The organism is Streptomyces sp. NRRL S-646 (assembly GCF_000720765.1).
Lineage (GTDB): Bacteria > Actinomycetota > Actinomycetes > Streptomycetales > Streptomycetaceae > Streptomyces.
Genome location: NZ_JODC01000008.1, coordinates 117346 through 136866, shown reverse-complemented (window position 1 = coordinate 136866; position 19521 = coordinate 117346). Strand labels below are relative to the sequence as shown.

Below are 19521 nucleotides of genomic sequence, written 5' to 3'. Positions count from 1 at the left end.
GTTGCGCCCCATGAGCGTCCTGGACATCCTCACCGACGACGAACGCCTCGTCGTCCGGACCGTGCGGGAGTTCGTCGACAAGGACGTCAAGCCCGTCGTCCAGCAGCTGGAGCACACCGACACCTATCCCGAGAACCTCATCGAGCGGATGAAGGAACTCGGCATCTACGGCCTGGCAGTCCCGGAGGAGTACGGCGGCAACCCGGTCTCCACACCGTGCTTCGTACTCGTCACCGAGGAACTCGCACGCGGCTGGATGAGCCTGGCCGGAGCGATGGGCGGGCACACCGTCGTCTCCAGGCTCCTGCTGCTGTACGGCACACAAGGGCAGAAGGAGCAGTATCTGCCGAGGCTGGCGACCGGAGCGGTGCGCGCCACGATGGCGCTCACCGAGCCTGGCGGCGGTTCGGACCTGCAGGCGATGACCACCATCGCGCGCCGCGAGGGCGGAGAGTACGTCGTCAACGGGGCGAAGACCTGGATCACCAACTCCCGCCGCGCCGGCCTGATCGCGCTGCTGTGCAAGACCGACCCGGCCGCCAGTCCCCGTCATGCGGGCATCTCGGTCCTGCTCGCCGAGCACGGCCCGGGCCTCGTCGTCTCCCGCGATCTGCCCAAACTCGGCTACAAGGGCGTCGAGAGCTGCGAGTTGTCCTTCGAGGACTACCGCGTACCGGCCGACGCGCTGCTGGGCGGCGAGGAGGGCCACGGCTTCGCCCAGATGATGAAGGGGCTGGAGACCGGGCGGCTGCAGGTCGCCGCCCGGGCCCTCGGCGTGGGGCGGGCGGCCCTGGAGGACTCGCTGCGCTACGCCCAGGAACGGGAGTCGTTCGGCAAGCCGATCTGGCGCCACCAGTCCATCGGCAACTACCTCGCCGACATGGCGACCAAGCTCATGGCCGCCCGCCAACTGACGCTGCACGCGGCCCGGGAGGCCGACGCCGGGCGCCGGGTCGACATGGAGGCGGGCATGGCGAAGCTGTTCGCGTCGGAGACGGCGATGGAGATCGCGCTCAACGCCGTGCGGATCCACGGCGGTTACGGCTACTCCACGGAGTTCGACGTGGAGCGGTACTTCCGCGACGCGCCCCTGATGATCGTCGGCGAGGGCACGAACGAGATCCAACGGAACGTGATCGCCGCGCAGTTGGTGGCAAGGGGCGGTCTCGATGGCTGAGCAATCGCAGCGGGAGAGCACGTACTCGCGGCTCGGGAGAGAGCTGCGGGCGGCGATCCTGCGGCACGACTACCCCGACGGGGTCCGGCTGCCCACCGAGGCGGAGCTGGCCGAGACCTACGGGGTGAGTCGGCAGACCGTGCGCCGCGCGTTCCAGGACCTCGTGGCCGAGGGACTGGTCTACCGGGTGCCGGGGCGCGGGACGTTCGCCACGCCTCGCGAGGAGCAGTACCTGCGGCAGTTCGGCTCGGTGGACGACCTGATGGGGCTGTCCCTCGACACCCGTATGGACGTCGTCACACCTCTGCACCGACGGGTCGACGTCGACGCGGCCGGACGACTGGGCCTGAACACGGACCGGGTGCACAAGCTGGCCTTTCTACGGCTGCACGAGGACGCCGCGTTCTGCCACACGTCGGTCTGGCTGCCGCCCCCCGTCGGCCAACTGCTGGAGTCCGTCGATGAGTTGACGCTGCCGGGCAGGCCGAACGCCTTCACCGTCATCGGCCTGCTCGACAAGCGGCTGCCCGAACCGATCGCGGTGGCCGAGCAGAGCATCACCGTCGCCGAAGCCACCCCGGAGATCGCCGAACACCTGGGCTGCGAGCCGGGCCGCGCCCTGCTGCGGATCGACCGCGTCTACCAGACGGTCGCCGGTCAGCTCGTCGAACTGGCCATCAGCCACTTCCTGCCCGAGCACTACTCGTACCGCGTGCGGCTGCGGCGCAGCGGTCAGTGATGTCCACAGACACCTACTGACAGCTCTCGCCGCCCTCCCGATCCGAGATGGGCTTCGGCCTCCCCAGGTGCTGGCCGGGCTCGCCCAGCACCGCATCGCCACCACCAGCCAGTTGCGTCGGATGCTGTGACCGGACGGCACGCGGCAGTTGATGTCCCGCCTTCTGAGCAGACTGCTCGCCGAACTCAACGCGGCCGGCAAACGCGACTGGTCCCATGTTGTGCGTGGGCGGCTCCCACGGCCGTGCAAAAAAAGGGGAGCCGACACCGGTCCGTCGCCGGTCGACCGGCGGAAGACGGGCAGCACTGATGGCGGCGCCCGCGAATCGACGAACTCGCCGTCCGTCCGGCCGCCCACGGCACCGGCCTGGCCGCCGAACTGCTCGAAGCGGTCACCGAGGACGCCCCCGAACGCCGCTCCTGGCTGCTCACGTCCGTCCGCTCGCCGCGCGCCGTCGCCTTCTACCGCCGGCGGGGCTGGACACAGGCCACGCACCCCTCACCCGAGGGCACGGGCATCGTCGTCTTTCTCGGCCCCGGTCATCCCGCCCGCGCTCTGGCCGCGCTCCCTCTTCGAGCGCGTGAGCGCAGGGCTTCACCACCTCCGCTGACCGTCACGCCAACCTGGTCGCCCCACTCGCTCGCGCGACCGCCAGGACGCTGAAGCGCAGGCCCACCTTCGCCGCACACGGGCGAGGCCGCGGCCATTGATCGAAAAGATCAGCTCTGCGGTCTGCTGGGCGCCACCGCAGGCAACCCGTCGACCGTCGCCGCGAGCAGAGGCAGGAGCCGGGTGAGTTCTCCCTGGTCACCAATGGCGTCGAGAAGCCGGGTCTGGTCGGAGCGGACGCGGTGGGCGGCGCGCTGGTGGAGGATGCGGCCGCGGGCGGTGAGGTAAAGCAGGACGCGGCGGCGGTCGTCGGGGTCGGGCCGACGGTAGACCAGGTTGCCGGCGACCATGCGGTCGACGAGCTTGGTCAAAGTGGGCGCCGGCATGAGTGCGTGGTCGGCGATTTCAGACATCGGGTGACCCTGCCCGTCGGCGACGGCCGACAGGACGCGCCACTCATCCACCGAGCAGCCCTCCTCGGCCAGTATCGCGGCCAAGCGCCGGCCGAGGGATCGCTCGGCGTGGCTGAGGAGGTGGGCCAGGTCCGGCGAGGAGGGTTCCGACGGCATTGCCGGTGTCCTTCCGTAGGTCTAGTGTTCGGGCAGATTACGAGCCTCCGCGAGGGTGCCGGGGCCCGGACCGGGATCCGCGCGCCCAGTGCCCTCACGGAGGTGGTCTGTGCATCCGGTGCCGCCGAGAAAGAATGACGATTCGAGCACGACGCTGGTCGTGGCCTTGGTCGTGCCGCTGCAGGGACCGGCTGGGGTCTTCGGTCCGTCGTGCGAGCTGGCTGCGCAACTGGCCGCGGAGGAACTGAACGCCGCGGGCGGCGTGTTGGACCAGGAGGTCCACCTGGTCACGGTGGACGGCGGGGCGTCGCCGGAGCAGGTGGCGGCCGAAGTCGAGGCCTTGGTGTCGCTGGGCGCCGTTGACGGGGTGGTGGGCTGGCACACCTCGGCGGTGCGCCAGGCGCTGCTGCCGCGGATCGCGGGCCGCGTGCCGTACGTCTACACAGCCCAGTACGAGGGCGGCGAGCGCACACCCGGGGTTTTCCTGACGGGCGAGACCGACGCCGCTCAACTGCTGCCCGCGATGCGGCTGCTGGCCGAGGCAACCGGAGCGCGACGCTGGTGCACGGTGGGCAACGACTATGTCTGGCCGCGCGTGACCGCCCGTGCCGCACGGCGATACGCCCGGACCTGTGGCGGCCTGGTGCGCGACGAAGTCTTCGTGCCCCTGGGAACACGCGACTTCGGGCCCGTGCTGCGCCGGATCGAGCGGTGCGAGGCGGATGCCGTACTGATGCTGCTGGTCGGGGACGACGCAGCTCACTTCAACCGGGCGTTCGCAGGGTACGGTCTGCATCAGCGGTGCCTGCGGCTGAGCACCCACATGGACGAGAACATCCTGCTGGCCACCGGAGCGGAGGCCACCGACGGGCTGTGGGCGACGGCCGGTTTCTTCGAGTCGCTCGCGACCGCCGAGAGCCTGGACTTCAGCGCGCGTTACGCGGCGCGGTTCGGTGTGGAGGCACCCGTCGTGGGTAGTCTGGGCGAGTCGTGTTTCGAAGGAGTGCGCCTGCTGGCGGCGTTGGCCGAGCGGGCGCGGTCGCTGGACGTGAACACGATGTGCACGGTGGGCGAAACGGTCTCCTACGAGGGCCCGCGCGGCGCACTGCGGCTGCGCGGCAACCATCTCACCCAACGGCTGTACCTGGCACGGGCGGATGCCTTCGACTTCCACGTCGTCACCCAACTCTGACCCGGCTCCCTGGCCGTTGATTGACATTACCCTGCCACAGAAATACTTTCTACGGGAAGCATCTGGCGGACGCGAGGCATCTGTATTCAATCGAGCCCTTCGCTCGCCACAGTCTCTCATCGACGGGCGCCCCGCCCACACAGCGCGCTCCTGGTCGCGCACTATCTACGCGCGTCAAATAAAGGACCGTTAAAGACCTTTTCCCTTAAAGGAAGCGAAACGTTCAAGAAACAGTTCGGCGTGACTCTTCCATGCAATCACCCGGGGTCGCCCGGGTCGTCCCCAGTGCTGGGAAGAGGGAATGTCGTGACGGAGATCGTCGACAAGGAAGCACCGCCGACGAGTACAGGCGGACGGACGTACAACAACTGGGCTCAGAACGATACGTTGGAGGACTACTCGCTGCGCTACGCGCCGAAGTCCTTCCGCCGCTGGACTCCCTACGTGGTGGCCACGACGGCGCTCGGTGGCATCGCCTACCTCGCCGACTTCGCCATCGGCGGCTCGATCGCCATCTCCAACGGCTTCTCCAGCGCCATGGTGGCCATTCTCGCCGCGGCGGTGGTCATCTTCCTGACCGGCATCCCGATCTCGTACTACTCGGCGAAGTACTCCATCGACATGGACCTGCTGACCCGGGGCGCGGGTTTCGGCTATCTCGGCTCGACCCTCACGTCGGTCATCTACGCCAGCTTCACGTTCATCTTCTTCGCCCTCGAAGGCTCGATCATGGCGCAGGCCCTCGAGCTGGGCCTGCATATCCCCCTGGCCGTCGGCTATCTGATCTGCTCGCTGATCATCCTGCCGCTGGTGATCTACGGCATGACCGCCCTGTCGAAGATGCAGGTGTGGACGCAGCCGGTCTGGCTGGTGCTGATGGTCGCGCCGTTCGTCTCCATCGCCATCCAGGAGCCGGACAAGTTCTCGCAGTTCACCCACTTCGCGGGCAACTCCCCCACCGGCTCCAGCATCAGCATGCTCGGCGTCGGCGCGGGCGCCGGCGTGGCCCTGTCACTGATCGCGCAGATCGGTGAGCAGGTCGACTACCTGCGCTTCATGCCCGACAAGACCCCCGAGAACGCGGGGAAGTGGTGGGGCGCCGTGCTCTCCGCCGGTCCCGGCTGGGTGGTTCTCGGCGCGGCGAAGCAGATCGGCGGGGCGTTCCTGGCCTTCTACATCGCCGGCAGCGTGGGCCTGTCCAAGGCCAACGAGCCCATCCAGCAGTACGTGCACGGCTTCAAGACCTTCGCGGCGCCCGTCGCCCTGGGACTGGCGACGTTCTTCGTGATCCTCTCCCAGATAAAGATCAACTCGACGAACGCGTACTCCGGTTCGCTGTCCTGGTCGAACTTCTTCTCCCGCCTCACGCACCGGCACCCGGGCCGGGTCGTCTACATCTTCCTCAACGTCGGTATCGCGCTGGCCCTGATGGAGGGCGGAGTCTTCGGCTTCCTCAACACCGTCCTCGGCTTCTACTCCAACGTGGCCATCGCCTGGATCGGCGCGGTCGTCGCCGATCTGGTCATCAACAAGCCGCTGAAACTGAGCCCGTCGTACATCGAGTTCAAGCGCGCCCACCTGTACAACTTCAACCCCGTCGGCTTCGGCTCGATGCTCATCGCCTCCGCCGTCTCCATCGCCGCGTACTTCGAGGCCTTCGGCGACTACGGCAAGGCGTACTCCCCCTTCATCGCCCTGTTCCTCGCGATGATCCTGTCACCGCTGTTCGCCGTGCTCACGAAGGGCAGGTACTACATCGCCCGCGTCGACGACCTCGAGGAACCGCTGCTCGGGACGGACGGCCTGCCCTCCGCGGCCACACTGACCTGCACCGTGTGCACGACCGACTTCGAACGGCCCGACGTGGCCAACTGCACCTTCCACTCCGGGGCGATCTGCTCACTGTGCTGCAGCCTGGAGAAGAACTGCCACGACTCCTGCAAGACCGGTGCCGCCACCGGCCCGGTCGCCCTCGCCACACCCACCGTGCGGTCCGCGGACTGACCACCATCACCTTCCCGTGTCCGGCTTGGCTCCGGCTCGCGTTCTTCGACGTGGGCCGGAGCCGACTTCGTCAGTCGTTCAGGACTGCTCCAGCGTCGACCCCGGCCGTCCACGAACACGTACTGACAAAGGCCCCACCTTCGTCTTCGGCACCCTGGCCTGGACGCGCTTCCTCAGCCCTGTAGCCGAAGGGTGATCAGCTCTCCGTTCGATGCAACGTCGGTAACTACGACGGCTTCGGCCTTGGGCCCGCCCTCAAGAGGGCGAGAGCATGCACGTCAGAGCCGACCCACGTGCTGCCGGCCACCGCGTAGACGCTCCCGCGCCCTCGCCGACACGCTCCCCGACTTCGCCGCCCGCCCGCGCCGTCGGCGTCGAGTTCAGCGCCGACGGCCACTTCAGCGGCACCCCGCGCACGGTCGCCTTCAACGCCCAGTGGTTCAGGAACCCACGGACGCCATCGGCCCCCTCGGCGCGAAGTCGATGAGCGAGAGCCCCTTCAACCCGGTCGCTCCCGCCTCCGCCAACGCCCGGCGCGACGCGACCGGCGTCCGCTTCCCCGCAGTGCCGCTGACGCGCGACCGGGTATGGCTGAGGTTGCGTGATGCGGGCGTGACGGAAGGGAGCGTGAACAGGGCCTCGTGATCAGAGAGTGAGCAGCTCCTCGTAGAACCCGCCGAACTCCCGTCCCCGGTCGACGAGATGGACCTCCAGGATCCAGTGGCAGGTGCGCCCGGCCTTGTCGGTGCGGCGCAGCAGGGTGTCGTTGGCGGGGGTGATGTACGACTCCACGTCCGCGCCGTCGATCCACTCGTGCGGGAACTCCCCGACCAGATGCCCGGCGTGCCAGCCGCCCAGCTCCCACCCGGCCGCGGCGGCCAGCCGCTCCACCTCGGCGTAGAGCTGCTTGCCGGTGATGGCCCGATCGGCCTCGAAGCAGCGGCGGCCCGCGGCGAAGACCTTCGGCAGGTCGTCGCGTAGCCGCTGCTTGACGGGGTCGTCGCCGAGGACGAAGGTGCGGCCGAAGTCGGCCTCGTACTCCTCGAAGATCGGCCCGAAGTCGGCGAACACGATGTCGTCCGCACCGATCACCCGGTCCGGCGGATTCTCCCTGTACGGCATCAGCGTGTTGGGGCCGGAGCGCACGATCCGCTTGTGCCAGTGCCGGGTCTTGCCGAACAGCTCGTTCGCCAGGTCCCGGATCCGGTCGCTGACCGCCCGCTCCCCCTGCCCCGGTGCGACCAGCCCGCGCTCCTCGATCTCCGCGAAGAGCCGCACGGCCTTCGCCTGGGCGTCCAGCAAGCATGCCGCGCGCGTGGATTCGTCGTCCGCCATGAAACCGACCGTAATTACCCAGATCCCTTGCAGCAACCACTGCAGGGGGGCCGACCAGGCACGGGGCCCTCGTGCGGCGCGTGTTCCAGGACCAGGACGTCGTTCACCGCTGGACCGTGCTTCACCGTGCTCCTCTGGTCGCCGTCAGGCCCATGCGGTGTATCCGCCGTCCACGCGTATGGCGTCGATGCCGCTGACGTAGCGGGCGCCGCAGCGGTCCTGGGGCAGGACGAGCTGGGCGCCGGCACGGTCGAGCGGGGTGTCGTCGAGGGTGACCGCGAGGAGTACGGGGGCGCGGCCGAAGTCGGGGTCGATCTCGGCCCAGGAGAGCAGCGTGTGGTGGCCGTCCATGCCGTGCACGGCGATGAGGAAGCGGAGGCGGTCCTTGCGGCGGGCGGGATCGAAGACAGGGCCCGCGTCCATGAGGACGTCGTGCAGAAGCGGGCCGGTGAAGGTGTGGTGCCGGAAGCCGCTGGTGGCGCACTCGAAGGCGACGTCGGCACGGTGCTGGGGCCAGGCGAGCAGCTCGGGCACCGTCAGCCGGGCCGGTCGGTCCAGGTCGCCGGTGAGGACGAGTTCCGCCGCGGGTCCGGCGGCCGTACGGGCAGCTGCGAGGGTTTGGCTCACGGGCTACCACCTCCCGCATGACCGTACCCGAACCGACCTCCCGTACAAACGCACATGCCATGCCATCGGATCACAGTTCCGGCTCATGCGATGTGACAGCAGACTTTCGCCTTGCATCTGCGGCAGTATGATCGGCGCATGCACACCTACCGGATCGGGGACGCGGCCGCCTTACTCGGCGTGAGCCCCGACACCGTGCGGCGTCTGGTCGACGCAGGGAAGTTGACCGCCGAACGCGACGAGCTCGGCCACCGGATCATCCCCGGGCCGGCTCTTGCGGCCTACGCCCGCGAGACACACCGGGCGGAACGGGAGTCCACCGGCTCCTCGGCCCGCAACCGGTTGTCCGGCATCGTCACCGACGTGATTCTCGGGGACGTCTCCGCGCAGGTGGAGATCCAGGCCGGACCGTTCCGGGTGGTGGCCATGGTCAGCCGAGAGTCGGCTGAGGAGCTGAAGCTGGAGCCCGGTGTTCCGGCGGTAGCCGTGATCAAGTCGACCAACGTGGTTGTCGAGAGACCGTAGAAGAGGTCGCAAGACCGTAGCTGAGTCCGTCAGGACCAGAGGGAGTGGACCCGTGATGACCCGTTCCGTGCGTCGGAACCGCCGGATGCTGCAGGTGACCGGCGTGAGCACCGCCGCGCTGCTGGCCCTGAGCGCCTGTTCGTCCTCCGAATCGAACTCCACCAAGTCCGACACTTCGGCGTCGGCGTCCACGTCGCCGAAGCTGTCGGGCACGGTGACCGTATTCGCCGCCGCCTCGCTCAAGGAGAGCTTCACGACGCTGGGCAAGGAGTTCGAGAAGGCCCACCCGGGCACCAAGGTGACCTTCAGCTTCGGTGGCAGCGACACCCTCGCCGCGCAGATCACCGGCGGCGCCCCGGCCGACGTGTTCGCCGCCGCGAGCCCCAAGACGATGAAGATCGTGACGGACAAGAAGGACGCGGTCGGCACGCCCGCCACCTTCGTCCGCAACCAGCTGGAGATCGCCACCCTGCCGGGCAACCCGGACAAGGTCGCCTCCCTCAAGGACCTCACCAAGTCCTCGCTGAAGGTCGTGCTGTGCGACAAGACGGTGCCCTGCGGCGCCGCAGCGCAGAAGGCGCTGGACGCGAGCAAGCTCAAGCTGACCCCGGTCTCCTACGAGGAGGACGTCAAGTCCGCCCTGAACAAGGTGGTGTTGAAGGAGGCCGACGCCGCAGTCGTCTACAAGACCGATGTGAAGGCGGCGGGCAGCAAGGTGCAGGGCGTGGAGTTCCCCGAGTCCGCCGACGCCATCAACGACTATCCGATCACCGTCCTCAAGGACGCGCCCAACGCGGAGGCGGCCAAGGCGTTCATCGCCCTGGTGCAGTCCGCCGAGGGCCAGAAGGTCCTGACCGAGGCCGGATTCCTCAAGCCGTGACCTCTCCCTCCCCGGACAGGACCGACGCCGCGGACACCCTCACGGGTGGCCCGCGGCGCCGCCGTGTCCTCAAGGGTGTGCGCGGGGGCGCCCCGTTGCCTCTCCTGCTGCCCGCGCTGATCGGCCTGGCGTTCCTGATCCTGCCGCTCGTCGCCCTGCTGATCCGGGCCCCGTGGCGGAGCATGCCCGACCTGCTCACCAGCACCGAGGTGTGGCAGGCGCTACAACTGTCCCTGGTCTGCGCGACGGCGGCGACCGCGGTAAGCCTGGTCATCGGGGTGCCGCTGGCCTGGCTGCTGGCCCGGGTCGAGTTCCCGGGACGGGGTGTCGTACGGGCCCTGGTCACCCTGCCGCTCGTCCTGCCGCCCGTGGTGGGCGGCGTGGCGCTGCTGATGGCGCTCGGGCGCAACGGGGTCGTCGGGAAGTGGCTGGACTCCTGGTTCGGCGTCACCCTGCCGTTCACCACGGCCGGGGTGGTGGTCGCAGAGGCGTTCGTCGCGATGCCGTTCCTGGTCATCAGCGTCGAGGGCACCCTGCGGGCGGCCGACCCGCGATACGAGGAGGCGGCCACCACGCTCGGCGCCTCCCGCTTCACCGCCTTCCGCCGGGTCACCCTGCCGCTGATCGCCCCCGGTGTCGCGGCGGGCGCCGTGCTGGCCTGGGCGCGGGCGCTGGGCGAGTTCGGCGCGACGATCACCTTCGCAGGCAACTTCCCCGGCCGCACCCAGACCATGCCCCTCGCCGTCTACCTCGCCCTCCAGAACGACCCGGAGGCGGCGATCGCCCTCAGCCTGGTCCTGCTCGCCGTGTCGATCGCGGTGCTGGCAGGGCTGCGAGACCGCTGGATGACCGCCTCATGACCGACATCGACAAGGCCGCCGTGGACGCTCCCACCCTCACCGGCGAGGGGCTTGATGCGCGGCTGCTGGTCGAGCGCGGCTCCTTCCGCCTCGACGTGACGCTGAACGCGGCGCCCGGTGACGTCGTCGCCCTCCTGGGCCCCAACGGCGCCGGCAAGACCACCGCCCTGCGCGCCCTGGCCGGACTCGTCCCGCTCACCGGCGGCCGTCTGCGGCTGGACGGCGCCGAGTTGGACCGTACACCGCCCGAGTCCCGCCCGGTCGGCGTCGTGTTCCAGGACTACCTGCTCTTCCCGCACCTCACCGCGCTGGACAACGTGGCCTTCGGGCCGCGCTGCCACGGCGCCACCAAAGCGGAAGCCCGCGCCGAGGCCGCCGTATGGCTGGAGCGCATGGGCCTCACCGGCCACGCCGGGGCAAAACCCCGCCGCCTCTCCGGCGGCCAGGCCCAGCGCGTCGCCCTCGCCCGCGCCCTCGCCACCAACCCGCGCCTGCTGCTCCTCGACGAACCCCTTGCTGCCCTCGACGCCCGCACCCGCCTCGACATCCGGGCCCAACTCCGCCGCCACCTGGCCGACTTCGAAGCAGTAGCCGTCCTCGTCACGCACGACCCGCTCGACGCGATGGTCCTCGCCGACCACCTCATCGTCATCGAGGATGGCCACATCGTCCAGGAGGGCACCCCCGCACACATCGCCCGCCACCCCCGCACCGACTACATCGCCCACCTGGTCGGCCTGAACCTCTACCGGGGGGAGGCCGAAGGCCACACGGTCAGCCTCGAAGGCGGCCCCGGCATCACGACCGAGGAGGACCTCACCGGCCCGGTCTTCGTGGCCTTCCCGCCCAGCGCGGTCACCCTCTACCGGGACCGCCCCACCGGCGCCAGCGCCCGCAACCTCTGGCAGTGCGAGGTGGCCGGCCTGGAGACCCACGGCGACCAGATCCGCGCCGCTCTCACCGGCGAACTCCCCCTCGCCGCCGACCTCACCACGGTCGCCGCCGCGGAACTCGACCTGCACCCCGGCGCCACGGTCTGGGCGACGGTCAAGGCGGCTCAGACGCACGCGTACCCCGCGTGAGGTGACCCGCCGACCTCAGGCGCACAGCACCCGCAAAGGTGGCGAGGGTGGTGACGCCGGTGGCGCCGATCAGGTCCAGGAGTTCGAACCAGGCCCGTTGTCATGGTGGTTGGTGAGCTCGTCCAGCACGAGGAGCACTGGGTGCTGCGCCAACGCCCGTGCGTGCAGCACGCGTTGGCGTTCGCCGCCGGAGGGGGAGGCGTAGTCGCGGTCCGCGAAGGGCCCTACGCCGCAGCGGTCGATGGCGTCCGACAAGGCTCCGTGATCCTCGGGTCCGTCACGGCCGAGCAGCCCGTGGTGAGGTGCGCGGCCGAGGGCCACGATCTCGGCGACGGTCCGGCCGGTGGTGTCGCCGCCGGCGTCCTGAAGGACGGCCGCTGTACGGCGCGCCGCGGCGCGCGGCTGGTCTGACGTGTGTGGTCGGGCTTCTGAATGAGTGCCGCCGAAGGTGCCGGGGCGACCGCCCCGACACCCTCCTGCGAGCGCGGCTCAGACCGCCGCCGGCCCGGCGGGCTCCTCCGATTCCTCCAGCAGGTCCATCAGGCTCGCCCGGGCGCGGGCCACGCGGGAGCGGACCGTACCGATCGGGCAGCCGCCGGCCTCGGCGGCCTCCGCGTACGGGAGACCGACCAGCTGGGTGAGGATGAACGCCTCTCGGCGCTCCTCCGGCAGGGCTGCCAGCAGGTCCAGCAGGGCGATGCCGTCGTCGAAGCCGGGCAGGTCGCGCGGCTGGGACAGTTCGATGGCCAGTTGCCAGTCCGGTACGTCGGACAGGCGGGGGCGAGCGGCGGCGTAGCGGTAGCTGTCGATGACGGCCCGTCGGGCGATGGACAGCAGCCACGCACGCGCCGAGGAGCGGCCCTCGAAGCGGTGCAGGCTGCCGAGTGCGCGCAGGAACGTGTCCTGCGCGAGGTCGTCCACGGCCTGCGGGTCGGCGCACAAGTGCGCGACATAGCGCTGGACATCCCGCTGCAGGGCACGCACGAACTGCTCGACGGCGTCCGTATCGCCGCCCCGGGCGGCGAGCGCCCAGGCTGTGATCGACTCGTCGAGCGCCGCCGCTTTGTCGTTCGTGGCGCGCGAGGTGGGCAGGGCAGAGGTAATCACCTGGTGTCCTTCTCAGGTCGACCGTGATCCGGACCGGGGCGCGCGAGGGCACGAGCGGTCCGGTGAGTGGGGAGACGGCCTACGCCGCGGTGACGCTACGGCGCCTGCGCGGTCGTACGGCCGTGGCCCGAGGCGCGTACGGGCAGCCTCGGGAAACCAGCTGTCGTCAGGCGACAGCCGTCCCCACGGGAGGCCCCCGAGAGGTGATCGCGTGGACGAGCAGGAGGAGGCGGGGCTCGCGGTCCGAACGGCGACGCCGCAGGTACGGGCGCGGGCGCTCTGGGGTGTCCGGCAGGGCGAGCAGCAGCCGTAGCGGTGCGGCAAGCCATCCGGCGACGGCCCGGAGGATACGGAAGGCGGCCTTCTCGCCGTACGCCAACCACAGCCCGCACAGCAGCGCGGCCAGAAGGTGGGCGAGGAGCATGCCCGCCGACGGCGAAGTGCCGGTCGCTGCATGACCCATGTGATCCATGTGGGCCATGTCCATGGAGTCCATGTGCACCGAGCCCAAGCCGCTCATGTCCATGGAGGCCGACGAGCCGGCTGCCTCGGTCGTCGACTGGGCGAACGAGAACGCCTTGTGCAGCACCGTCTGCGCGGCGACCACGACCGCCACGATCGACGGCAGCCCCCGCTCACGCCCCGCCAGACACCAGCCCACGCCCCCGGTTCCGGCCGCTCCGGCGGCCAGCGCCCAGGCAGGCACATCGCTGCCGGACATCAGGATGTGGCCCAGGGCGGCGAGCAGCACACAGACGGCCGCGAACACCGCGGCCCGCACCGTGCGAGAACACCACCCTGCTGTCATGGCGCCTCATCCTTGCATCCGGGCGTCACTCGTCATGCAGGGGTACGGAAATCCACAGGTGCCCCACCAAATCCGGCTCAACGCGTTGCCGGAGGGCTTCCCAGGCACATTCAGCGCGGTCGGACGTTCACTTCAGGCGCTGAACACAGCGTTGCGCCGTAGCTGTTCGGCGCACCACCGGAAGTGCCCGTCGCTGTCGTCCAGGCCGAAAAGGTCGTAGGTGGTCAGAGCGTATGCGGCCTGATAGGTGGTGAGGGTTTCTGGCGCGTACCCGAGCTCATGGGCGAAGAGCCGCGTGAGTTCCGCGGTGTGCTCCTCGGCGTGCGGCCCGTACATGTCCCAGATGGCAGCGGTGACTGCGGCCTCGAAGGCCGGGTCGCCTGCGGTTGTGTAGAAGCCGAAGTCCAGAGCCGCCACGGGCCGGCCGGCCGCGTCGATGTGGATGTTGGGCGGGACGAGGTCGCCGTGGATCGCTGTCACCGGGGCGTCGGGGAGTGAGCGCAGTGCCTTCTGCGTGCGTGCAACTCCTGCGTAGAAATCGGGCACGTAGGCAGCCAGGGCAGTACCGTGCCGGGCCGCAGCCCGGGCGACCAGAGCCGCGAGCGCGTTGCGGAAGCAGTCGTGACCGCGCCACAGTGGACGGTCGTCACCCTGGACGGTCAACTGGCGCATGGCCTCGGTGCCGGGCACGGAGGCCATGCCACGCAGAACGGCAAGCAGCCCGTCGCTGTGCCCGGCGGACAGCTCGCGCTCGTACTCCGCGTGTGCGGAGTCGACCCGCATCGCAAACCCGGGCAGCTCACGCTCATACGTCACCAGGACGCCCTCGTGGTCCTCGACATCCAAGATCTCCGGGGTGGAGAACTGCAACGGGTGCCGCGCAATATCCGCGTACACCTGGCGGGCGAGCTCGAAGTCGGCCGGCGACCGACCGCTCCACACCTTGGCGACTCGGCCCTCGCCCAGCCAGTAAACGACGCCCTCAACACCGGCGCCGATACGGCGGACGCCCATGTGCCCGGACGCGGCGAAGTACGCAAGCCATCGGTCGGAGAGTGAGGTTTCCGCGTTCGGAAGGTTCTCCATCCGCGTATTGGACCAGCAGCCGCATCGACCTCACTGGGCATTTTCGGGCTCTACCTCGCCCCCACGCAGAGGGAACCTGCGTCTGCGGTCCGACAGGTCACCAGGGCAGCGGGCCGTTGACGTCGAAGAAGCCGCCGGTCGGACCGTCGGGCGCGACCTGCGCCATGCGCACGATGATCCGGGCGGCCTGCTCGACGGTCTGGGTGCCGGTGTTGCCGTTGAGGTCGGTCTTGGTGAAGCCGGGCTCGACGGAGTTGATCCGCATGTTCGGGAACGCCTTCGCGAACTGCACGGTGAGCATGTTGACCGCGGTCTTGGACGTCGGGTAGGCGACGCCCGGGTAGAAGTGCGCGGGGTGGTCAGGGTCGGAGAGATGGGTCAGCGAGGCCAGTCCGCTGCTGACGTTGACCACGACCGGCGCGGCCGAGCGCTGCAGAAGGGGCAGGAAGGCGTGGGTGACGCGGACGACGCCGAAGACGTTCGTCTCGAAGGTGTTCCGCATCTGGTCGGCGGTCACGGTCTCGGCGGTGGGCACGCTGTTTCCCTCGCCGCGGGTCTCGATCCCGGCGTTGTTGATCAGTACGTCCAGTCCGCCGTCGGCCTCGACGGTCTTGACCGCGGCCTCGACCGTGGCGTCGTCGGTGACGTCGAGCAGGACGAAGCGTGCGCCGAGCTGTTCGGCGGCCCGGCGTCCGAGCTCCGCGTCGCGGGCCCCCACATACACGGTGTGACCTGCGGCGATGAGCTGGCGGGCGGTCTCGTGGCCGATGCCCTTGTTGGCTCCGGTGATCAGTGTTGTCGTCATGCGTCAAGACTGCGGCGCGCCACCCCGATCAGCCAGGAGACCCTTTTTCCTGGGACTCGGAGTACCAGGCACATGTGCGGCCCGCGGTGTTCACTGGGGGCATGACGGCGACGGAACTCGGACGGGCGCTGCGGCGCTGGCGCGACCGGGTCGCCCCGGAGGTGGCGGGGCTGCCCTTCGGCGGGCGCCGACGCGCGGCCGGACTGCGGCGCGAGGAGCTGGCCCTGCTGGCCGGGATCTCGGTCGACTACATCACGCGCCTCGAACAGGGGCGGGCGGCGAACCCCTCCGGGCAGGTCGTCGAGTCGCTGGCCCGGGCGCTGCGGCTGTCCGGGGACGAGCGCGCGTATCTGTACGGCCTTGCGGAGCTGGTGCCGCCGGGTCCCGACATGGTGCCCGGGTTCATCACGCCCAGCGTCCAGCGGCTGCTGGACCGGCTGGTGGACACGCCTGTCGCGGTCTCCGACGCAGCCATGACACTGCTGATGGCCAACCCGATGTACGCGGCACTGATGGGCGACCCGTCGGGCCTGCGCGGGTTCGAACGCAACGGCGTGTGGCGCAACTTCCTCGGCCTTCCGAGCCGAGTGCGGCACACGCCGGAGGAGTGGAGTGCCTTCCAGGTCGGCATGGTCTCCGAGCTGCGGACGACCGCCGCCCGCTATCCGGCCGACCGTCAACTGCGGCTCCTGATAGCAGAGTTGCGTGCGAAGAGCGAGCGGTTCGCGGAGCTGTGGGACGCGGGTGTCGTCGGGCGGCTGGCGGCCTCGCGCAAGACGGTCGAGCATCCGCAGGTGGGCCTGCTCACGCTGGACTGCGACCTGCTCCGGGTGGAGGAGAACGACCTGCACATCCTCGTCTACTCGGCCGAACCGGGCACCGAGCCCGCCGAGAAGCTGGATCTCATCTCCGTGCTCGGCACGCAGAACCTGGCCGGGAAGGTCTAGCGGAGCTTCGGCCAAGGGGTTCGACAGCCGCCCCAGGTCCTGGACGCAGCGTGCGGTCGAGCGTTCCAGCCGGGCCGTGAAGCGTCGAGAGTTCGCGGCCCGGCCCGTCGGGGAAGCAGCGTCCGCTGTTCACGGACTTCGCGCTGCGCCTGCTGGTCTCGCACCCGGCCGAGATGCGGGACGCGAACGCGCCGCTGCTCGCACTGTTCACCGAGCTGATGGAGGAGCTCGAGGACGCACATCTGCTGCGTCCGGGCTTCACGGCGCGCCGGGCGGCCGCTATGACCCTGCAGGCGGTCATGTTCAACGCCCGGTCGAGCGGGCAGGAGGCGGCCCACCCGCTCACCGCGGACGAGATCTGGGACTACTGCGCGAACGGCCTCATGCGCGGCTGACGGCCTGCGAACCGACACCGGAACGCAGGCGGGGCTTGTTCGCCGGCCGCCACGCCCACCGCGCGGCGCCGCTCAACGTGCCACGCGCCGCGGGGCGCCCTGAGCTCCGGGCGCGAGAGCCCGGCGTATCGCCCGGGTCACGATCGGGGGCAGCAGGTCCACGCCGATGCGGCGGACCCGGGAGCGGGGGCGGCGGGTCGTGGAAGCCGGAGGGGCGGCGGGAGCGGGGGCAGCGGCCCGCGCCGGGGACTTGGGCGACTCGGGCGCCGTGTAGTGCCGGGAGCGCGGGAAGGGCGGCGGCTGCATTCCCTTCTGGGCGCGGGTGCGGACCAGACAGTGCCCCGCAGCCTCCTGGACGCTCAGGCCGACGTCCGTACGGTCCCTGAGCATCGCCAGCAGCTCCTCCTGCACCGGCTCCGGATCACCCCAAGTGCCGTACAGCTTCTGGGTGCTGAGACAGATGGGGCGCAGTCCGCGGTTGAGCACGGCCTCCCAGGTGGCGACCGAGACGCCGGGGGTGTGCTCGGAGCGGAAGTCGTCGAGGACGACGATGCCGTCGGGCACCAGGAGCTCGCGGGCGGCGCCGATGTCGTCGTGGACGTGCTCGTACAGGTGCGAGGCGTCGATGTGGACGAAGCGGCAGCTGCCCGGGGCCACTTCCTTCGAGATCACGGAGGTGGGGGCCTCTATCACCCTGGGCAGGGTGTCGTGGAAGGAGAGGTAGTTGCGCTCGAAGGCCTGTCGGCTGAGCGAGGAGTACGACTTCGCCGTCTCGGCCTGGTTGGCTCCGTCCGGGGCGTCGCCGCCGAAGAGGTCGCAGACGGTGAACTCCTCGCCGTCCTGAAGGTGTTGGCCGAGCAGGATTGCGCTCTTGCCCATGTAGGCGCCGAGTTCGAGCAAGTCGCCCCGGAAACCACGCGTCTCCTGCCGCTCGAGGAACCAGGTGAACAGGGCCTGATCCAAGGGCGGAAACCAGCCCGGGACGTCTTTGAGCTCGCCGGGATTGTTGTCAGTTGCTTGTGCAGTCGCCATGAAAGGGAACCTACTCACTGGGGACCGAACAAACTGTCGCCCTCCTGAACGTCCAGTGAACAGCTATGCGCATCCCGCGGCACTCGACCTCGACGACTCGGGCGAGAATTCCATTCTCGTCCAGGGAAATGTCCTGTACCTCATCACCGGGCGCCGGGAAAGCCGTCCCCGGCGCCGGCCGGGCGGCCGACTCCCACACGCGCTCGAACTCGGCGTGGAAGTGCTCGTACCAGTGGCCGTCGCGCCCCGGCTTCACGGTGAAGACGGCGTCGGGCTTGTCGCTGGTGAGAAGTCCACCGCACAGACCTCACCGGCGCGGCCGGCCCGGACCTCCGCGGACAGGTCCGCGATCTGGCGCCGACTGCCCAGCAGGCTCCCGGCCGGCAGGGCGAGTGTCGCCAGGGTGGCGGCGGCGAGGACCTTGCCGCCGGCCACGTCGAACACGCCGAGTACGGCGAGGGTCAGGGAGAGGAGCGCCGTGACGTAGAGCTCAAGGTTCTCTCCTGTGGAGAGCTCGCCGCGCAGTCGCCGTAGGAAACGCATGCCGATCATCGTCGGGACCCCGGCGGACATCCGTCAACGCAGCGAGAGGTGCCGTCAGGTGGACTCGCGCACTACCAGGCGGCACGGCACAGTGTGCACCCCCGGGACAGCCTCGGAGTCGATGGCCTCCAGCAGTTTCAGGGCGGCGATGCGGCCGATCTCGGTGAGGTCCATGTCGATCGTGGTCAGCGGCGGGCGGCAGGCCAGGGCCATGGTGTCCCAGTTGTCGTAGCCGACGACGGCGATCTGACCGGGTACGTCCACGCCCCGCTCGCGCAGGGCGTCGGCCACGCCTCGCGCGATCTGGTCGTTGCCGCAGAAGACGGCGTCCGTGTCGGGGGCCGTGCGCAGGACGGCGTCGGCGGCCCGGCGGCCCCATGCCTCGCTCCACTCTCCGAAGTGGACGCGTCCGGTGGCGAGTTGGAGGGAGGAGCGGGCGAGCAGGTCGACTGCGTGGCGGGCGCGGTCGCGGGCGGCCGCGTGGTGTTCGGGGCCGGTGACGTGGGCGATTTTCGTGCGTCCGGTGGCGAGCAGGTGCTCGACGGCGAGGTGGGCGCCGCCCCGGTCGTCCGAGACCACGGAGGTGTCGCAGGGGTCGGTGGACGGGGAGAGCGCGTAGACGACCGGGATGCCGTCGAGGCCCTTCAGGGGCGGGCGGGGATCCGTGCGGCGGCCGGTGACGATGATGCCGTCGACCCGGCGGTCCATGAGGTTGCGCAGATGGTGCTGCTCCCGGATGGTGTCGCCCCGGGTGTCGCACAGCAGCACCGAGATCTTCCCCGCGCCGAGCGCGTCCTCGGCGCCCAGCAGCACGGGGGTGCTGAAGCGGCCGATGCCGTCCGTCGTCATCAGCCCGACCGTCCAGCTGCGCCCGGTGTGCAGACTCTGCGCATGCTGGTTGGGGCGGAAGCCGAGCGTCTCCACGGCGTCCATCACCCGCTGCCGGGTCTCCGGGCGCATCCGGCCGCTGCCGCTCAGCGCCTTTGAGGCCGTGCCGACGCTGACGCCGGCGAGGGCGGCGACGTCGGCGAGCTTCGCCCGGCCGGTGGAGGTGGATCGCGGGGCGGCTTCGGTCACGGGCAATCCTTTTCTCAGCGGTCCTTCTTCACGGGTGGAGCGCGGCCCATCGTGGCAGGCGCCCGGATGGAGTGCCAGTCCTTGCGCAACTTGAGAAAACCGCGCAGAACTCTTGACCGGCA

20 protein-coding genes and 3 pseudogenes are annotated in these 19521 nt (G+C 69.9%); 12 read left to right on the top strand and 11 right to left on the bottom strand.

All coding sequences use genetic code 11. The features are described 5' to 3' along the window. Positions 1–10: 10 nt before the first annotated feature. From IH68_RS0120645 to IH68_RS53260, 3 genes and pseudogenes are all read left to right on the top strand, one after another. Positions 11–1177 (top strand): acyl-CoA dehydrogenase family protein, encoded by a 1167-nt coding sequence (locus IH68_RS0120645; RefSeq protein ID WP_030937323.1) that lies wholly within the window; start codon positions 11–13, stop codon positions 1175–1177. Beyond that, a complete protein-coding gene (locus IH68_RS0120640; protein ID WP_030937322.1) occupies positions 1170–1916 on the top strand; it encodes a GntR family transcriptional regulator in 747 nt (248 codons plus the stop codon). Before IH68_RS0120645 ends, IH68_RS0120640 begins: the two co-directional genes overlap by 8 nt. A gap of 324 nt (positions 1917–2240) precedes the next feature. Continuing rightward, positions 2241–2489: pseudogene (locus IH68_RS53260) on the top strand (GNAT family N-acetyltransferase); the annotation flags it as partial. A 146-nt stretch (positions 2490–2635) separates the two neighbouring features. Here the strand turns inward: IH68_RS53260 and IH68_RS0120635 are convergent. Continuing rightward, positions 2636–3094 (bottom strand): MarR family winged helix-turn-helix transcriptional regulator, encoded by a 459-nt coding sequence (locus tag IH68_RS0120635; protein ID WP_030937320.1) that lies wholly within the window; start codon positions 3092–3094, stop codon positions 2636–2638. Between the two features lie 109 nt (positions 3095–3203). On the opposite strand from IH68_RS0120635, the gene IH68_RS0120630 reads away from it, so the two are divergent. The 3 genes and pseudogenes from IH68_RS0120630 to IH68_RS0120620 form a co-directional block, all read left to right on the top strand. Next, positions 3204–4286: a substrate-binding domain-containing protein gene (locus IH68_RS0120630; protein ID WP_030937319.1), complete on the top strand. Its 1083-nt coding sequence runs from the start codon at positions 3204–3206 to the stop codon at positions 4284–4286. Between the two features lie 306 nt (positions 4287–4592). After that, positions 4593–6290, top strand: a complete 1698-nt coding sequence (locus tag IH68_RS0120625; RefSeq protein WP_030937318.1) for a purine-cytosine permease family protein — start codon at positions 4593–4595, stop codon at positions 6288–6290. 450 nt (positions 6291–6740) lie between these two features. Beyond that, positions 6741–6935, top strand: a pseudogene (locus IH68_RS0120620) (hypothetical protein); the annotation flags it as partial. On the opposite strand, the gene IH68_RS0120615 reads toward IH68_RS0120620, so the two are convergent. Both IH68_RS0120615 and IH68_RS0120610 read right to left on the bottom strand, forming a co-directional pair. Beyond that, complete coding sequence (locus tag IH68_RS0120615) at positions 6936–7625, bottom strand: M24 family metallopeptidase (RefSeq protein ID WP_030937313.1); 690 nt, start codon at positions 7623–7625, stop codon at positions 6936–6938. A gap of 144 nt (positions 7626–7769) precedes the next feature. Next, positions 7770–8252 (bottom strand): molybdopterin-dependent oxidoreductase, encoded by a 483-nt coding sequence (locus IH68_RS0120610; protein ID WP_030937311.1) that lies wholly within the window; start codon positions 8250–8252, stop codon positions 7770–7772. Between the two features lie 138 nt (positions 8253–8390). Here IH68_RS0120610 and IH68_RS0120605 point away from each other — a divergent pair, with 138 nt between their 5' ends. The 4 genes from IH68_RS0120605 to IH68_RS0120590 are packed head-to-tail and all read left to right on the top strand — an operon-like array spanning position 8391 to position 11599. Continuing rightward, positions 8391–8777 carry a TOBE domain-containing protein gene (locus tag IH68_RS0120605; protein ID WP_030937308.1) on the top strand — a complete coding sequence of 129 codons (387 nt, stop codon included), beginning with the start codon at positions 8391–8393 and terminating at the stop codon, positions 8775–8777. A 55-nt stretch (positions 8778–8832) separates the two neighbouring features. Next, positions 8833–9657 (top strand): molybdate ABC transporter substrate-binding protein, encoded by an 825-nt coding sequence (gene modA / locus IH68_RS0120600; protein WP_030937306.1) that lies wholly within the window; start codon positions 8833–8835, stop codon positions 9655–9657. Further along, positions 9654–10517 carry a molybdate ABC transporter permease subunit gene (gene modB / locus IH68_RS0120595; protein ID WP_030937304.1) on the top strand — a complete coding sequence of 288 codons (864 nt, stop codon included), beginning with the start codon at positions 9654–9656 and terminating at the stop codon, positions 10515–10517. Before modA ends, modB begins: the two co-directional genes overlap by 4 nt. Further along, positions 10514–11599, top strand: coding sequence for an ABC transporter ATP-binding protein (locus tag IH68_RS0120590; RefSeq protein ID WP_030937302.1), 1086 nt, complete (start codon positions 10514–10516; stop codon positions 11597–11599). The genes modB and IH68_RS0120590 overlap by 4 nt, the downstream gene beginning before the upstream one ends. A 40-nt stretch (positions 11600–11639) precedes the next feature. Here IH68_RS0120590 and IH68_RS49950 read toward each other — a convergent pair. The 5 genes and pseudogenes from IH68_RS49950 to IH68_RS0120565 form a co-directional block, all read right to left on the bottom strand. Next, a pseudogene (locus IH68_RS49950) lies at positions 11640–11998 on the bottom strand (ATP-binding cassette domain-containing protein); the annotation flags it as partial. A gap of 90 nt (positions 11999–12088) precedes the next feature. Then, positions 12089–12706 (bottom strand): sigma-70 family RNA polymerase sigma factor, encoded by a 618-nt coding sequence (locus tag IH68_RS0120580; RefSeq protein WP_030937299.1) that lies wholly within the window; start codon positions 12704–12706, stop codon positions 12089–12091. Positions 12707–12872: 166 nt separating this feature from the next. Next, the gene (locus IH68_RS0120575) at positions 12873–13514 is read right to left on the bottom strand and encodes a hypothetical protein (RefSeq protein WP_030937297.1); all 642 of its coding nucleotides are present in this window, start codon (positions 13512–13514) and stop codon (positions 12873–12875) included. A 132-nt stretch (positions 13515–13646) separates the two neighbouring features. Then, positions 13647–14600 (bottom strand): aminoglycoside phosphotransferase family protein, encoded by a 954-nt coding sequence (locus tag IH68_RS0120570; protein ID WP_030937295.1) that lies wholly within the window; start codon positions 14598–14600, stop codon positions 13647–13649. 97 nt (positions 14601–14697) lie between these two features. After that, positions 14698–15405, bottom strand: coding sequence for an SDR family oxidoreductase (locus IH68_RS0120565; RefSeq protein WP_030937294.1), 708 nt, complete (start codon positions 15403–15405; stop codon positions 14698–14700). 101 nt (positions 15406–15506) lie between these two features. Between IH68_RS0120565 and IH68_RS0120560 the strand changes: the two genes are divergently transcribed. After that, a complete protein-coding gene (locus IH68_RS0120560; protein WP_030937293.1) occupies positions 15507–16352 on the top strand; it encodes a helix-turn-helix transcriptional regulator in 846 nt (281 codons plus the stop codon). Positions 16353–16525: 173 nt separating this feature from the next. Next, positions 16526–16747, top strand: coding sequence for a hypothetical protein (locus IH68_RS0120555; protein WP_051833607.1), 222 nt, complete (start codon positions 16526–16528; stop codon positions 16745–16747). A 72-nt stretch (positions 16748–16819) separates the two neighbouring features. On the opposite strand, the gene IH68_RS0120550 is transcribed toward IH68_RS0120555, so the two are convergent. From IH68_RS0120550 to IH68_RS0120535, 3 genes are all read right to left on the bottom strand, one after another. After that, positions 16820–17779, bottom strand: a complete 960-nt coding sequence (locus IH68_RS0120550; protein ID WP_030937291.1) for a class I SAM-dependent methyltransferase — start codon at positions 17777–17779, stop codon at positions 16820–16822. 252 nt (positions 17780–18031) lie between these two features. Further along, positions 18032–18322 (bottom strand): hypothetical protein, encoded by a 291-nt coding sequence (locus IH68_RS0120540; RefSeq protein ID WP_159403703.1) that lies wholly within the window; start codon positions 18320–18322, stop codon positions 18032–18034. A 54-nt stretch (positions 18323–18376) separates the two neighbouring features. Then, positions 18377–19399, bottom strand: a complete 1023-nt coding sequence (locus IH68_RS0120535; RefSeq protein ID WP_030937285.1) for a LacI family DNA-binding transcriptional regulator — start codon at positions 19397–19399, stop codon at positions 18377–18379. Positions 19400–19521 lie beyond the last annotated feature (122 nt).